Source organism: Luteimonas sp. YGD11-2 (genome assembly GCF_004118975.1).
Classification (GTDB): Bacteria; Pseudomonadota; Gammaproteobacteria; order Xanthomonadales; family Xanthomonadaceae; genus Luteimonas; species Luteimonas muca.
Map to the genome: position 1 here is coordinate 1,131,166 of NZ_CP035376.1, position 14,242 is coordinate 1,145,407.

Annotated in this window: 11 protein-coding genes and 2 tRNA genes; 11 read left to right on the top strand and 2 right to left on the bottom strand. The window is 68.8% G+C overall.

All coding sequences use genetic code 11. From position 1 onward, the window contains the following. Nucleotides 1–43 precede the first annotated feature (43 nt). From ERL55_RS05160 to ERL55_RS05210, 11 genes are all read left to right on the top strand, one after another. Nucleotides 44–2,632, top strand: a complete 2,589-nt coding sequence (locus ERL55_RS05160) for a TonB-dependent receptor (protein WP_129135476.1) — start codon at nucleotides 44–46, stop codon at nucleotides 2,630–2,632. A gap of 148 nt (nucleotides 2,633–2,780) precedes the next feature. Beyond that, entirely contained in the window at nucleotides 2,781–3,272 is a 492-nt protein-coding gene (locus tag ERL55_RS05165) for a CinA family protein (protein ID WP_129135477.1), read from the top strand. Between the two features lie 28 nt (nucleotides 3,273–3,300). Next, a complete protein-coding gene (locus ERL55_RS05170) occupies nucleotides 3,301–4,983 on the top strand; it encodes an AarF/UbiB family protein (protein WP_129135478.1) in 1,683 nt (560 codons plus the stop codon). A gap of 33 nt (nucleotides 4,984–5,016) precedes the next feature. Next, nucleotides 5,017–5,679: a transcriptional repressor LexA gene (gene lexA / locus ERL55_RS05175; RefSeq protein ID WP_129135479.1), complete on the top strand. Its 663-nt coding sequence runs from the start codon at nucleotides 5,017–5,019 to the stop codon at nucleotides 5,677–5,679. A gap of 202 nt (nucleotides 5,680–5,881) precedes the next feature. Further along, nucleotides 5,882–6,919: a recombinase RecA gene (gene recA / locus ERL55_RS05180; protein WP_129135480.1), complete on the top strand. Its 1,038-nt coding sequence runs from the start codon at nucleotides 5,882–5,884 to the stop codon at nucleotides 6,917–6,919. A 180-nt stretch (nucleotides 6,920–7,099) separates the two neighbouring features. After that, nucleotides 7,100–7,615, top strand: a complete 516-nt coding sequence (locus ERL55_RS05185) for a regulatory protein RecX (RefSeq protein ID WP_241685848.1) — start codon at nucleotides 7,100–7,102, stop codon at nucleotides 7,613–7,615. A 295-nt stretch (nucleotides 7,616–7,910) separates the two neighbouring features. Further along, nucleotides 7,911–10,577: an alanine--tRNA ligase gene (alaS, locus tag ERL55_RS05190; RefSeq protein ID WP_129135482.1), complete on the top strand. Its 2,667-nt coding sequence runs from the start codon at nucleotides 7,911–7,913 to the stop codon at nucleotides 10,575–10,577. Nucleotides 10,578–10,725: 148 nt separating this feature from the next. After that, a complete protein-coding gene (csrA, locus tag ERL55_RS05195) occupies nucleotides 10,726–10,929 on the top strand; it encodes a carbon storage regulator CsrA (RefSeq protein ID WP_100322859.1) in 204 nt (67 codons plus the stop codon). A 73-nt stretch (nucleotides 10,930–11,002) separates the two neighbouring features. Then, nucleotides 11,003–11,095: transfer RNA gene (locus tag ERL55_RS05200), tRNA-Ser, on the top strand. 189 nt (nucleotides 11,096–11,284) lie between these two features. Continuing rightward, nucleotides 11,285–11,361 (top strand) — tRNA-Arg (locus tag ERL55_RS05205). A 118-nt stretch (nucleotides 11,362–11,479) separates the two neighbouring features. Continuing rightward, nucleotides 11,480–12,337, top strand: coding sequence for an EcsC family protein (locus ERL55_RS05210; RefSeq protein WP_129135483.1), 858 nt, complete (start codon nucleotides 11,480–11,482; stop codon nucleotides 12,335–12,337). Nucleotides 12,338–12,562: 225 nt separating this feature from the next. Here the strand turns inward: ERL55_RS05210 and ERL55_RS05215 are convergent, their stop codons facing one another. Both ERL55_RS05215 and thiD read right to left on the bottom strand, forming a co-directional pair. Continuing rightward, nucleotides 12,563–13,432, bottom strand: coding sequence for an alpha/beta fold hydrolase (locus ERL55_RS05215; RefSeq protein WP_129135484.1), 870 nt, complete (start codon nucleotides 13,430–13,432; stop codon nucleotides 12,563–12,565). Further along, nucleotides 13,429–14,238: a bifunctional hydroxymethylpyrimidine kinase/phosphomethylpyrimidine kinase gene (gene thiD, locus ERL55_RS05220; protein WP_129135485.1), complete on the bottom strand. Its 810-nt coding sequence runs from the start codon at nucleotides 14,236–14,238 to the stop codon at nucleotides 13,429–13,431. The genes ERL55_RS05215 and thiD overlap by 4 nt, the downstream gene beginning before the upstream one ends. Nucleotides 14,239–14,242: the final 4 nt, after the last annotated feature.

The window sequence follows — 14,242 nt, forward strand, 5'->3', positions numbered from 1 at the left end:
GTGGCGCTTGGCCCAGTCGACCATCACTACAGGGGGACCCCCGATGCGCTCTTGCGACCTGCAACGCCATCCGCTCAGCACCGCCGTGTTCGCCGTACTCGTCTCGCTCACGTTCAGCGGCACCGCGCTGGCGCAGGACGCGCCGCCCGCCGAAACCCCCACCACCCTTTCGACCATCACCGTGACCGCGCAGAAGCGCGAGGAAGCGCTGCAGGACGTGCCGATCGTGGTCAACGTGCTGCCCGAGCAGCTGCTGCAGGACACCGGTGTTCGCGACATCAAGGACATGCAGGTGCTGGTACCCGGCCTCACCGTGACCAGCACGCAGTCCGCCGCGCAGACCACCGCGCGTATCCGCGGCATCGGCACCGTCGGCGACAACCCGGGCCTCGAGTCGTCGGTGGGCGTGGTGATCGACGGCGTCTACCGCGCACGCAACAGCGTCGGCTTCGGTGACCTCGGCGAGATGGAGCGCATCGAGGTGTTGAAGGGCCCCCAGGGCACCGTGTTCGGCAAGAACACCTCCGCCGGGGTGATCAACGTGATCACCCGCAGGCCGAGCTACACCCAGGCCGTGGAGGGTGAGGTCACCGTCGGCAACTACGGGCTGGTGGGCGTGTCCGGGTCCTACAACGACGCGCTCAACGACAATGCCGCCTTCCGCATCTACGCCACCAAGCGCGCGCGCGATGGCGTGGACGACGTCAACACCGCCGGCGGCCCGCGCCGCGAGACCGACGACGGCGACCAGAACTACCACTCACTGCGCGGCCAGCTGCTGCTGGAGCCCAGCGAGGCGCTCAACATCAACTTCATCGCCGACTACACCAGTCGCGAGGAGAACTGCTGCGTCACCGTCACCACCCACCGCGGCCCGACGGCGGCGATCATCGATGCGCTGACGCCGGGCGGGCAGGGGATCATCCCGGTGCCGGACATCGACCGCCGCCTGTCCTACGCCAACCGCACCACCGAGCAGGACATCAAGGACAAGGGCGTGTCGATGGAGGTCAACTGGACCTCGCCCTGGGCCAACGAGGCGGTGCTGACCTCGATCACCGCATTGCGCAACTGGGATGCGATCACCAGCATCGACTTCGACTACAGCGGCGCCGACATCATGTACCGCCCGCCGCAGGAGGATGTCTCGCTGGCGGCGTTCGAGAACTTCAGCCAGGAACTGCGGCTGACCGGCTCCAGCGACCGCGTCGACTGGATGGTGGGCCTGTTCTATTCCGACGAGGACCTGGCACGCAACGATTCCTACTACATGGGAGCCGCGTACGAGCCCTACCTGTCGACGCTGGTCGGCACGCAGGTGCTCGGTGGCCTGGCACAGCAGCTGGCGCCGCTCGGGCTGACGGTCAACACCGCCAACCCCGCGACGTTCCTGTCGCAGGTCAGCGGTCGCCCGTTCGGCACCAACTACACCGGCGTCGGTGCGCTCGACCGTTACAACCAGAACGCCAAGAGTGCGGCGCTGTTCACCAACAACACCATCCACATCAACGACGAGCTCGATGTCACCGTCGGCCTGCGCTACACCCGCGAAAAGAAGACCCTGCAGTCCGACTTCTCCAACCCCAACGGCAGCCTGGCCTGCGGTGCGGCGCTGTCCAATCCGGCCGCTCGCGTGGGCGGGGCGCTCGCGCAACGCATCAACGGATTCGCCAGCCTGCCGCCGGGGTTGCAGCAACAGCTACTGGGCCAGCTGGTTCCGGTGATCGCGCCGCAGGTGGCCGGCTTCATGTGCCTGCCCTGGGCCAACGTGCAGCACAACGGCCGCAGCACCTGGCAGGAGCGCACCGAGAAGGAGTGGTCGGGCACGGTCAAGGTCGCCTATGACTTCTCCGACGACGTGATGGGCTATGTCTCGGCCGCGCGGGGCTACAAGTCCGGTGGTTTCAATCTTGACCGCGTGCAGTCCTCCAACGGGCTGTCGTCGGGTGTCGGCGGCATCACCCCGGTCGACGACACCTCGTTCCCGGGCGAGTTCGTCGACAGCTACGAGCTGGGCCTGAAGACCGCCTGGGCCGACGGCAACCTGGTGTTCAACACCGCGCTGTTCCACCAGGAGTACGAGGACTTCCAGCTCAACAGCTTCCTCGGCACCGCGTTCGTGGTGCGCTCGATCCCGAAGGTGACCTCGACCGGTATCGAGGCCGAGGTGCTGTGGCAGCCCACCATCGAGGGGCTGATGGTGCAGGGTGGCGTGACTTATGCAGACACCAAGTACGGCAACGACCTGCTGCCGGATCCGGAACTGGTGGAGCTGCCGGGCAACCAGATGAGCTTCGCGCCGAAGTGGTCGGGCAACGCCTCGGTGACCTACGAATGGGACATCGGCTCCAACCTGCTGGGCCGCTTCAACGTCGGTGCCAAGTACATGTCGGAATACAACACCGGCTCCGACCTTGACCCGCAAAAGTTGCAGGACGGCTATGCGCTGGTCAACGCGCGCGTCGGCTTCGGTCGCCAGGACCAGCGCTGGATGCTGGAATTCTGGGGCCAGAACCTCACCGACGAGACCTATATGCAGGTCGGCATCGATGCGCCGATCCAGGCCGGTTCGTGGAACGCCTTCCTGGGCGCGCCGCGCACCTACGGCATGACCCTGCGCATGCGCTACTGATCCATCCGCACCGCCGTGGAAGGCCCGCCCGATGGCGGGCCTTCCTGTTTCCAGGGCCCGGCATCGGCATCGGCTACGCACCGGCCGCGGAAAGACTTCGCCCGGCGGATGGTTTACAACAGGCCTCCCCGCCGAACCCGGATCCGCGATGCCCGTTCCCTCCGATGCCGAGCTGCAGGCGCTGGCTGCCGCCACCGGCGAGCGTCTGACGTCCACGCACGACACCCTGGTGACCGCCGAGAGCTGCACCGGTGGCTGGATCGCCAAGGTGGTGACGGATATCGCCGGCTCGTCGGCCTGGTTCGACTGCGGGATGGCGGTTTACAGCTACGAGGCCAAGCAGGCGCTCCTTGGCGTGCGCCCTCAGACGCTGGAAGACCACGGTGCGGTGAGCCGCGAGACGGTGCTGGAAATGGTCGCCGGCGGGCTGGTGCATTCCGGCGCCACCCTCGCTGTCGCGGTCACGGGCATTGCAGGCCCGGGCGGCAGCACTGCCGACAAGCCGGTCGGCACGGTATGGATCGCCTGGAAGCGGCGTGGCGGCTACCCGCGCGCGGAATTGTTCCACTTCGATGGCGATCGCGAAGCCGTGCGGCGGCAGACCGTGGCCGCCGCACTGCACGGGCTGGAAGCGCTGTGATGCCCGTCGCTGCCGGAGGTCGCCGCTGATGTGGGAGACCCTCGGCACGGTGCGCGATCTCGGGCGTCTGCAGGAGATCGCCGTGGTGCTGGTGCGCTACGGGTTCGGTGATGTCGTCCAGCGCATCGGCCTGGCTGGCGCACTCGAACGCGCCGGGCGCCTGCTGCACCGGCAACACGCCAACGAGAAGCCGCGGATGTCGCCGCCCGAACGGCTGCGCCACGCATTCCAGGATCTCGGCCCGACGTTCGTCAAGCTCGGCCAGGTGCTGGCCACCCGCGTCGACCTGCTGCCGCCGGAGTGGATCCGCGAACTGTCGGAACTGCAGAACGCGGTGCCGGCGCTGCCGTTCGAGACCATCCGCCCGCAGCTGGTCGCCGACCTCGGTGCCGAGCCGGAGGACATCTTCGCGCGCATCGACACGCGCCCGCTGGCCGCCGCCTCGCTGGCGCAGACCCATCGCGCCTGGCTCGAGGACGGCACGCCGGTCGTGCTCAAGGTGCGGCGGCCGGGCATCCGCGAGGTGGTGGAAGCCGACCTGCGCCTGCTGGCGAGGCTGGCCGACATCATCGAGGCGCAGGCCCCCGACCTGCGCCGCTACCGCCCGGCCGACGTGGTCGCCCAGTTCGCCACCTCGCTGCGTGGCGAGCTCGACTTCGCCGCGGAATGCCGCCACGCCGAGCGCATCGCCGCCAACTTCGCCGGGCACGACGGGATCGAGATCCCGATCGTGTACTGGCACTGGACGTCGGAGCGGCTCAACGTGCAGGGCTTCATGGACGGCGTGGCCGGGCGCGACCTCGCCGGTGTCGATGCCCTCGGCCTCGACCGCCACGCACTTGCACGCACCGGTGCGGCAATCGTGTTGAAGATGGTGCTCGAGGACGGCCTGTTCCACGCCGATCCGCACCCCGGCAACATCTTCTATCTCGAGAACGGCGGCATCGGCCTGATCGATTTCGGCATGGTCGGTCATGTCTCGGAGCGCCGGCGCATGCAGGTGGCGCAGCTGCTGTACGGCCTGGTCGACCAGGACACCGAAGCGGTCACCGACATCCTGCTGGACTGGACCGAGGGCACCAGCGGCGTGGACGAGAGCCGGCTGCAGGTCGAGGTCGGCGCCCTGATCGACCAGTACCGCGGCCTGCCGCTGAAGGAACTGCGGATCGCCTCGATGCTGGCCGACGTCGCCGGCCTGCTGCGCCGGCATGCGCTGACCCTGCCGCCCGACCTCGCGCTGATGATCAAGGCCTTCCTGACCCTGGAAGGGCTGGGCCGGCAGCTGGACCCTGACTTCGACATGGCCACCGAGGCGCGGCCGTTCCTGCGCCGGGCGATGCTGGAACGCTGGTCGCCGCGGATCCTGGCCCGGCGCGGGCGGCGCACGGTGTCCGGCGCGCTGGATCTGCTCGGCGACCTGCCGCGCGACCTGCGGCGGGTGATGCAGGCCGCGCGGCACGGCCGCCTGCGCGGGCAGATCGAGATCACCTCGCTCAAGGCCTTCGGCGACCAGCTCAATGCCGCGGCGAACCGCCTGACCATCGGCGTGATCACCGCGGCGCTGATCATCGGCTCGTCGATCGTCATGAACGCCGTCGGCGGCGTGCCCAACCGATGGCTGATGGCGATCGGCGTGCTCGGCTTTGTCGGGGCCGCAGTTACCGGCATCTGGATCGTGCTGTCGATCTGGCGCAGCGGCCGCCGACGTTGACCGTCGCCGTGGTTAGTAGTAATACTACTAACCATGAAACTCACCGCCACCCAGCACGCCGTCCTCGCGCTCATCGCCGAGCGAATCGAGGCGGAAGGCATGCCGCCCTCGCAGACCGAGATCGCCCGCGCGCTGGGTTTCAGCAGCGTGCGCGCGGCGCAGTACCACCTCGAGGCGCTCGAGGCTGCCGGTGCGATCGAACGCGTGCCCGGCCGTGCCCGTGGGATCCGCCTGCTGGTGCAGGCGCCGGCCCCGCACCAGGACAGCCTCGACCTCGCCGGTGACCTCGCATCCCAGGCGTTACGGTTGCCGGTGCTGGGGCAGGTAGCGGCCGGCCTGCCGATCGGCGCAGGTGCACCCGACGTGCTTGCCGCGGCCGAGGATCACGTGGTCCTCGACCGGGTGCTGTTCTCGCCGGCGCCCGACTACCTGTTGAAGGTGAAAGGCGACTCGATGCGCGACGAGGGCATCTTCGATGGCGACCTCATCGGCGTGCACCGCACGCCGCAGGCGCGCTCCGGCGAGATCGTGGTGGCGCGCATCGACGACGAGATCACGGTCAAGCTGCTGCGCATCGGCAAGGACCGCATCCGGCTGCTGCCGCGCAATCCCGATTTCGCGCCGATCGAGGTGCAGGCCGGGCAGGACTTCGCCATCGAGGGCCTGTACTGCGGCCTGGTCAGGCCCAACCGCTGATGCGCAGCGCGTCGCACCTTTTCCGTTCGATGCACGGGGCGTTTCCTGACAGTCGCGGTCGCCGCCGGCCGATCGCGGTGTCCGGGCCAGCAACCGACGATGCAGGGCAGGCGGACGTGGTCGCAGCCCGTGCGACCGCCGCCACCTAGGCTGCGTCCCGACAGATCCTCTTCAACAGATTTCCCACTTTCCGGAGACCACGATGGACGAGAACAAGAAGCGCGCGCTCGCCGCCGCGCTGGGCCAGATCGAAAAGCAGTTCGGCAAGGGCTCGGTGATGCGTATGGGGGACCGGGTGGTCGAGGCCGCGGAGGTCATCGGCACCGGTTCGCTGATGCTCGACATCGCGCTGGGCATCGGCGGCCTGCCCAAGGGCCGCGTGGTCGAGATCTACGGCCCGGAATCCTCGGGCAAGACCACGCTGACGCTGCAGGCGATCGCCGAGTGCCAGAAGAACGGCGGTACCGCGGCCTTCATCGACGCCGAGCATGCGCTCGACCCGATCTACGCCGCCAAGCTCGGCGTGAACGTCGACGACCTGCTGCTCAGCCAGCCCGACACCGGTGAGCAGGCGCTGGAGATCGCCGACATGCTGGTGCGCTCGGCCGCGGTGGACATCGTGGTGGTCGACTCGGTCGCCGCACTGACCCCCAAGGCGGAGATCGAGGGCGAGATGGGCGACCAGCTGCCGGGCCTGCAGGCACGGCTGATGAGCCAGGCGCTGCGCAAGCTCACCGGCAACATCAAGCGCTCCAACACCCTGGTGGTGTTCATCAACCAGCTGCGACACAAGATCGGGATCATGATGCCGGGCCAGAGCCCGGAGACCACCACCGGCGGCAACGCGCTGAAGTTCTACGCCTCCGTGCGCCTGGACATCCGCCGCATCGGCGCGATCAAGAAGGGCGACGAGATCATCGGCAACCAGACCAAGATCAAGGTCGTCAAGAACAAGATGGCGCCGCCCTTCAAGCAGGTCATCACCGAGATCCTGTACGGCGAGGGCATCAGCCGCGAGGGCGAGCTGATCGATATGGGCGTGGATGCCAAGATCGTCGACAAGGCCGGTGCCTGGTACAGCTACGACGGCGAGCGCATCGGCCAGGGCAAGGAGAACGCGCGCCAGTACCTGAAGGAGAATCCCACGGTCGCGGTGCGTCTGGAAACCGCGCTGCGGGCGCAGTTCGTGCCGGCGGAAATTCCGCGCAAGGAAGCCGAAGACGCCGCGGAGGACGACTGACGACGCTGACGATTCCGCACGCACGACGATGGGCGCGGCTGCCGCTGACGCCGAGGCCGCCGCGCCGAAGCGCCGGCGGACGAAGCGTTGACCATGGGGCGGCCACGCCGCCCGCCGGCGGAACCTGCAGAAGACGCAGGGTCCACGGACCCCGCGCTGCCGGCGCAGGGTCCTGACGCGGTGTCAACGGACGACGCCACGGCACGGAAGAAGTCCCGCCCGCGCAGGGAGCAGACACCGGCGCAGCGGGCACTGGCATTGCTGGTACGTCGCGAGCACTCGCGTCGCGAGCTGGAGCGCAAGCTCACGGCCCGTGGGATCGAGCGCCATGACGCCAGGGCGGCGGTGGACCGGATGGCCGAGGCGGGCTGGCAGGACGACGGACGTTTTGCCGCGTTGCTGGCGCGTTCGCGGGCGGTCTCCGGATACGGGCCGCTGAGCATTCGCGTCGAACTCGAAAGCCACGGCCTGGGTGCCGAGGTGATCGACGATGCCTTCCGCGCGCTGGCCGAGGCCGGCGATGACGGCTGGCTGGAACAGGCCTGCGACCAGGTCCGGCGCCGGTTCCCGGTCGCCGCCGACGAGGACACCGAGGCCATGTGGAAGCGGCGTCGCAAGGCGGCCGATTTCCTGGTCCGCCGCGGTTTCGACAGGGACACCGTGCGCCGCGCCAGCGCGTTCGAGCTCGAGGATTAATGAGCGTCGGCCTGCTCCTGGTGTCGCGCGAACGGGTCATGGCAGCGGGGCTGCCGTTGCGCGATTTCCTTGCTCCACACATCCGGGCGTCGGTGCGCCGGGCGTTCGACAGGGATTGCGTTGACCCAGGCACGGGCAGACCGGAGCCAGGTCGTGTACCGGAACTGACCTGTGGCCCGCTGCCGGCAGGCGCGGGCATGCGCACGCCTGCAGCGGTGCCTGTCGCCCTGTTAACCTTCCCGGCCCCGGGTTGTCTGTTCCTCGTCGTGGCCGCATGCGTTGTGGCTGGCGCCGGATGGGTGCCCGTCCACGCCGCAGCCCCGCACGCATGAAGACCACAGCCGATATCCGTTCCGACTTCCTCGAATTCTTCCTGGGCAAGGGCCACACCATCGTGCCCTCCGCCCCGCTGGTGCCGGGCAACGACCCGACCCTGCTGTTCACCAACTCCGGCATGGTCCAGTTCAAGGACGTGTTCCTGGGTGCCGAGAAGCGCAGCTACGTGCGCGCGGCGGACGTGCAGCGCTGCCTGCGCGCCGGCGGCAAGCACAACGACCTCGACCAGGTCGGCTACACCGCGCGCCACCACACCTTCTTCGAGATGCTGGGCAACTGGTCGTTCGGCGACTACTTCAAGAAGGACGCGATCGCGTGGGCGTGGGAACTGCTGACCGAAGTCTGGAAGCTTGCTCCGGAACGCCTGCTGGCGACGGTCTACCACACCGATGACGAGGCCTATGCCATCTGGCGCGACGTGATCGGCCTGCCCGAGGACCGCATCATCCGCATCGGCGACAACAAGGGTGCGCCGTTCGCGTCCGACAACTTCTGGCAGATGGCCGACACCGGCCCCTGTGGCCCGTGCACCGAGATCTTCTACGACCACGGCGCGCACATCGCCGGCGGGCCGCCGGGTTCGCCCGACGAGGACGGCGACCGTTTCATCGAGATCTGGAACCTGGTGTTCATGCAGTTCGACCGTCAGCCCGACGGCACGCTGCTGCCGCTGCCGGCGCCGTGCGTGGACACCGGCATGGGCCTGGAACGCCTGGCGGCGATCCTGCAGGGCGTGCACAGCAACTACGAGATCGATGTCTTCGATGCGCTGATCCGCAAGGCATCCGAACTCACCGGCACCGCTGACCTCTCCAACAAGTCGCTGCGCGTCATCGCCGACCACATCCGCGCCTGCAGTTTCCTGATCGTCGACGGCGTGCTGCCATCCAACGAAGGCCGTGGCTACGTGCTGCGGCGGATCATCCGCCGCGCGTTGCGCCATGGCTGGATGCTCGGCGTGCGCCAGCCGTTCTTCTCGGCGATGGTGGCCACGCTCGACGGGCTGATGGGCGATGCCTATCCGGAGCTGCGCGCGCAGCGCAACCTGGTCGAGCGCAGCCTGCGTGCCGAGGAGGAACGCTTCGCCGAGACCCTCGATGCCGGCATGCGCATCTTCGACGACGTCGCCGCGCGCAGCAGCGGCACCATTCCGGGCGAGGATGCATTCCGCCTGTACGACACCTACGGCTTCCCGCTTGACCTCACCGCCGACATCGCCCGCGAGCGCGGCCTGCAGGTCGACACCGCAGGCTTCGACGCGGCGATGGAGAAGCAGCGCGAGACCGCACGTGCCGCCGGCAAGTTCGGTTCCGGGACAGGGCTGCCCGCCGACCTCGTCGCGCAGATCCTGCCGACGACCTTCCTCGGCTACCAGCAGCTCGAGGCCGAAGGCCTGGAAGTCGTTGCGCTGCTGCGCGACGGCCGCCCGGTCGAGCGCATCGAAGCAGGCGAGGACGCGGTGGTGATCCTCGACCGCACGCCGTTCTATGCCGAGTCCGGCGGCCAGGTGGGTGATACCGGGGCGCTGGAAGGCGAGGGCGGGCTGCGCTTCGAGGTCACCGACACGCGCAAGTTCGCGGGGCAGTTCCATGGCCATATCGGCCGTCTTGCAAGCGGTGCGCTTGAACGCGGCCAGCGCCTGGGCGGTCGGGTGGATGCGGCACGTCGCGGCACGATCATCCTCAACCACAGCGCGACCCACCTGCTGCATGGTGCGCTGCGCGACCAGCTGGGGACGCATGTCGCGCAGAAGGGTTCGCTGGTGGCGCCCGATCGCCTGCGCTTCGATTTCTCGCATTTCGAAGCGCTCACTGCGGACCAGCTGATCGCGATCGAGCGCGAGGTCAACGCCCAGGTGCGTGGCGACCACGCGGTGACCATCCGCGAGATGGACATGCAGGAAGCGCTGGACGCCGGCGCGATCGCGCTGTTCGGCGAGAAGTACGGCGAACGCGTGCGGGTGGTGACGATGGGCGAATCCGTCGAACTCTGCGGCGGCACGCACGTGGCGCGCACCGGCGAGATCGGCCTGTTCAAGCTGGTGTCCGAAGGTGGCGTGTCGGCCGGCGTGCGTCGCGTCGAGGCACTCACCGGCCAGGCCGCGCTCGAGCACGTGGCGGCCGAACAGCGGCAGCTGCAACAGGTGGCAGGCCTGCTCGGCACCACCACCGCCGAGGTGGCCGACAAGCTGAAGAGCGTGCTCGACCGGCAGAAGAAGCTCGAACGCGAGCTCGAATCGCTGAAGGCGAAAGCCGCCAGCGGCGCGACCGCCGACCTTGCCGGTGCCGCGGTCGACGTGGGCGGCATCAGCGTCCTCGCTGCACGCATCGAAGGCCTCGATGCGCGCGCGCTGCGCGATGCGATGGACCGCCTCAAGCAGCAGCTCGGCGATGCCGTGGTGGTGCTTGCCGGTGCCAGTGGCGGCAAGGCCGCGCTGGTGGCAGGCGTGAGCGGCGCCGCGGCCGGCCGCATCAAGGCGGGCGAACTGCTCGCGCACGTGGCCAGCCAGGCCGGTGGCAAGGGCGGCGGCCGTCCGGATCTCGCCCAAGGCGGCGGCGACGATGGCCCGGGTCTTGCAACGGCGCTCGCGGGCGTGGCGGCGTGGGTGTCGTCGCGCCTGCAATAAGCGCAGGCGTGACTTCCGACCTACTTATCCTTCAGCCAGCGGCCGGTATCATGTCGGATTGTCGTAACCAAATTGCAAGTGCGAGGTCGGGCTGGATCGCCCGGATCGCCGCTGGCAGGAAAGCCTGCCAGTCCATGGAGAAGTACTCATGTTGATTCTGACCCGGCGTGTCGGCGAAACCCTGATGATCGGCGACTCCGTCACCGTGACCGTGCTCGGTGTGAAGGGGAACCAGGTGCGCATCGGCATCACTGCACCGAAGGACGTTGCGGTGCATCGCGAAGAAATCTACCAGCGCATCCGCCGTGGCGAAGGCGCCGAGGGCATGGAAGGCGACACGGACGAAAATTGAGTTTGCCGCGTCCGGGCCGAACCGGTATCCTTCACCGCCCGGGTCGCACGGCCAACGTGCCGGCCCGGTGAACGGAGAGTTGCCCGAGAGGCCGAAGGGGCTCCCCTGCTAAGGGAGTATGGGGTCAAAAGCTCCATCGAGGGTTCGAATCCCTCACTCTCCGCCATTTTCTAGAGCACTTGTGCAAGGGAAATGTGTTCCGCCCGATCCCGTGCATCCATGCATGGGATCGGCTGGAAAAGCCGCTCGTTCCGAGCTGTTTTTCCGCAGCGTGGAACGAGCGTCATGACGATACACATCGATGCGGAAATGCATTGACGGCATCGGACACGACGGTCATAATTCCGCGCCTCACGCGCCCGTAGCTCAGCTGGATAGAGCACCAGGCTACGAACTTGGGGGTCGGAGGTTCGAATCCTTCCGGGCGCGCCATATCGAAGAAGCCACCCTCACGGGTGGCTTCTTTTTTTGTGTCCCTGCAGCCCCGGCCGGCGGCGACCGGACATCCACCGCTCACGCAGTTGCGGGGTGGGCGCGTTATCGTCGAGGCATGCACGCTCTGGTACCCGCAACACACGGCGCGATGTCGCCGCAGGACCTCGCCACCCTGGCCGAGGCACGCGCACTGCTCGAAAGCCCCGGCATCGCCGCGCAACTGGCGAACCTGGTGGGTGCGCCGGTGGAGTATCTGCTGGCGTACAGGCTTCCGCGCGGTGCCAGCCGTGCCATCAACGCGGCCGTGCGCCTCGCGTTGCGGCAGTCACTGCGGGTGGCGACCGCGACCCTGGGCAACGCGCGGCAGGTGCGTCCCACCCACGAGCGCATGCATACGGCCGCGGTGGCAGCGACCGGCGCCGCGGGCGGTGCGTTCGGGCTGGTCGGCCTGGTGGCGGAGTTGCCTCTCACCACCACGCTGATCCTGCGCTCGGTGGCGGAGATCGCCCGCAGCGAAGGTGAACGCCTCGACGATCCGCAGACCATGCTCGCCTGCTACGAGGTGCTGACGATGGGAGGAAGCAGCACCGCCGACGATGGCGCGGAGTCGGGTTACTTCGCCGCGCGTGCGGTGCTGGCGCAGCAGATCGTGGCTGCAACCGAATACGTCGCCGCGCACGGGCTGGTCAGCAGTGGCGCACCGGCACTGGTGCAACTGCTGAGCACGGTGGCGTCGGGGTTCTCGATCCGGATCAGCCACAAGTTGGCAGCGCAGAGCATGCCGGTGATTGGCGCGGCCACCGGGGCGACCCTCAATACGTTGTTCATGCGTCACTTCCAGCGCGCGGCGCACGGGCATTTCAGCGTGCGTCGCCTGGAGCGCAAGTACGGGCCGGAGATGGTGCGCCAGGCCTACGGGCAGCTGGCGGGGGCCGATGGCCGCGGACACCGCACGGTCGCATCCACGCCATAGCAGCGGCAGCAGGTGCCTGCGATGCGTGCCGGGCGGGTGCGCAGCGTCGATGCAGTCATGGACGCCAGGGTCGGGACGACCGGTCTTGCGTGCGCGAGCCGTCCGGCCCCGGCTGGCCGCTTGATCCGAGGCCACTGGGCCTTGCCATCGCGTGCTTGCTGTCGAGCACCCGGTGCGGCGCCGCGTGCGGCTGCGTCGTTCGCGGCGGGCAGCTCACACGTGGCGTCAGTCGTCGAAATGCCCGAATGGGCCGGCCAGCACCGCCGCCACCGCTGCGGGCGTGCGCATCCAGGCGAAATGGTCCGCACGGGTGCCAAGCATTTCGGCGTCGAGGGTCGTGACCTGCGCGCGGTGGCCGCTGCCGAGCTTGTCGAGCAGGAAGCGCAGCGACGGCTCGGGGCCCAGCCAGTCCTGCGCCATCACCACCGCGGTGGCGTCCACGTCCACGTCGCGAAGTCGGGCTTCCAGATCGGTTTCGAGCCCGGCGGCCGCGTAGCGTCCGCTCAGCCCGGTGCGTGCCCAGTCGGCGATGAGGCCGCGCGCCTCGTTGCCACCGAAGCCGATGGCGCGACCCGGCAGTGCGCCACGGCGCGCCGCAAGCCATGGCAGGAAACGGTAGACCAGCGGCAACACGTACCGTCGCGGCGCCGAAAAGGCGCGCCACCAGGGTGCGCCGCTGGCCACCAGCCACAGGCGGGATGCCGGCATTGGCGCGATCGCCAGACGGCAGCACGCCAGCTGCCCGCCCAGACTGTGGCCGCCGACGATGCGCGGCAGCCCCGGGAGCGCGGTGTCGACCGCGGCTTCGGCAGCCGGCAGGTCGGTGCACAGCAGGGTGCGGTAGCCCCAGTCGCAGTCGCGCGCCGCGCGCAGGCTGCTGCTGCCATGCCCGCGCCATTCGTGCAGGAACACCGCAATACCGCGCGCGGCCAGGGCCTCGGCGAACGGCAGGTAATGGCGCGCCGCCACCCCGAGCGCCGGCAGCCACAGCAGGCTCGCGCGCGGCGAATCGGGCACGCAGGCCAGCAGTTCACTGCGATGGCCATCTTCGGCGTGGACCGCGAGCGCGTGCACCTCGAACGCCGCTGGGGTCATGCCAGGCCGGCGCCGAAATGGTCGAGCACGCGGACGTCGCCACGGCCGGGCCGGTAGCCCCCGCGCAGCGCACGATGCACGTAGTCGGTGGCCGCTTCGGCCGATTCGGCCATTGCCATGCCAGTGCTCAGCCGCGCGGCGACCGCCGATGCCAGCGTGCAACCGGTGCCGTGGGCGCTCTCGGCCAGCCGCGGATGGCGCAGCACGCGCACGCCGTCGGCATCGGCGTACAGGTCGATGACGTCGTCCGCAGCGTCCTCGAGATGGCCACCCTTGAGCAGCACCGCGCGCGCGCCGAGCGCCAGCAGTTCGGCCGCGGCCGCATGCATGGCCTCGCGCGATGCGATGGCATGTCCCAGCAGCAACTCGGCTTCGGGCAGGTTGGGGGTGACCAGGGTCGAGAGGGGAATCAGCCGGGTGCGCAGTGCGTCCAGCGCGTCGGATTCGAGGAGACGTGCGCCGGAGGTGGCCACCATCACCGGATCGAGCACGATGTGCACCGGTGCATGTGCATCCAGCGCATCGGCGACGGCATGGATGAGGCCCGCGTGGGCGAGCATGCCCAACTTGACCGCACCGATATCGAAGTCGTCGAAGCAGGCGTCGATCTGCGCGCGCAGGAACTCCGGTGGCGGCGCGTGCACCGCGGTCACCGCGCGGGTGTGCTGGGCGGTCAGCGCCGCGATCGCCGACAGGCCATGCACGCCGTGCGCGGCAAAGGTCTTGAGGTCGGCCTGGATGCCGGCGCCGCCGCCGGAATCGGAACCGGCGATGGTGAGTGCGGAAACGATCGATGGGGTCTGCATGGGC

What these genes read in the sequence shown, in the direction of transcription:
- ERL55_RS05160 (WP_129135476.1), top strand. Translation starts at nt 44, where the DNA reads ATGCGCTCTTGCGACCTGCAACGCCATCCGCTCAGCACCGCCGTGTTC.
- ERL55_RS05165 (WP_129135477.1), top strand. Translation starts at nt 2,781, where the DNA reads ATGCCCGTTCCCTCCGATGCCGAGCTGCAGGCGCTGGCTGCCGCCACC.
- ERL55_RS05170 (WP_129135478.1), top strand. Translation starts at nt 3,301, where the DNA reads ATGTGGGAGACCCTCGGCACGGTGCGCGATCTCGGGCGTCTGCAGGAG.
- lexA (WP_129135479.1), top strand. Translation starts at nt 5,017, where the DNA reads ATGAAACTCACCGCCACCCAGCACGCCGTCCTCGCGCTCATCGCCGAG.
- recA (WP_129135480.1), top strand. Translation starts at nt 5,882, where the DNA reads ATGGACGAGAACAAGAAGCGCGCGCTCGCCGCCGCGCTGGGCCAGATC.
- alaS (WP_129135482.1), top strand. Translation starts at nt 7,911, where the DNA reads ATGGGTGCCCGTCCACGCCGCAGCCCCGCACGCATGAAGACCACAGCC.
- csrA (WP_100322859.1), top strand. Translation starts at nt 10,726, where the DNA reads ATGTTGATTCTGACCCGGCGTGTCGGCGAAACCCTGATGATCGGCGAC.
- ERL55_RS05210 (WP_129135483.1), top strand. Translation starts at nt 11,480, where the DNA reads ATGCACGCTCTGGTACCCGCAACACACGGCGCGATGTCGCCGCAGGAC.
- ERL55_RS05215 (WP_129135484.1), bottom strand. Translation starts at nt 13,432, where the DNA reads ATGACCCCAGCGGCGTTCGAGGTGCACGCGCTCGCGGTCCACGCCGAA.
- thiD (WP_129135485.1), bottom strand. Translation starts at nt 14,238, where the DNA reads ATGCAGACCCCATCGATCGTTTCCGCACTCACCATCGCCGGTTCCGAT.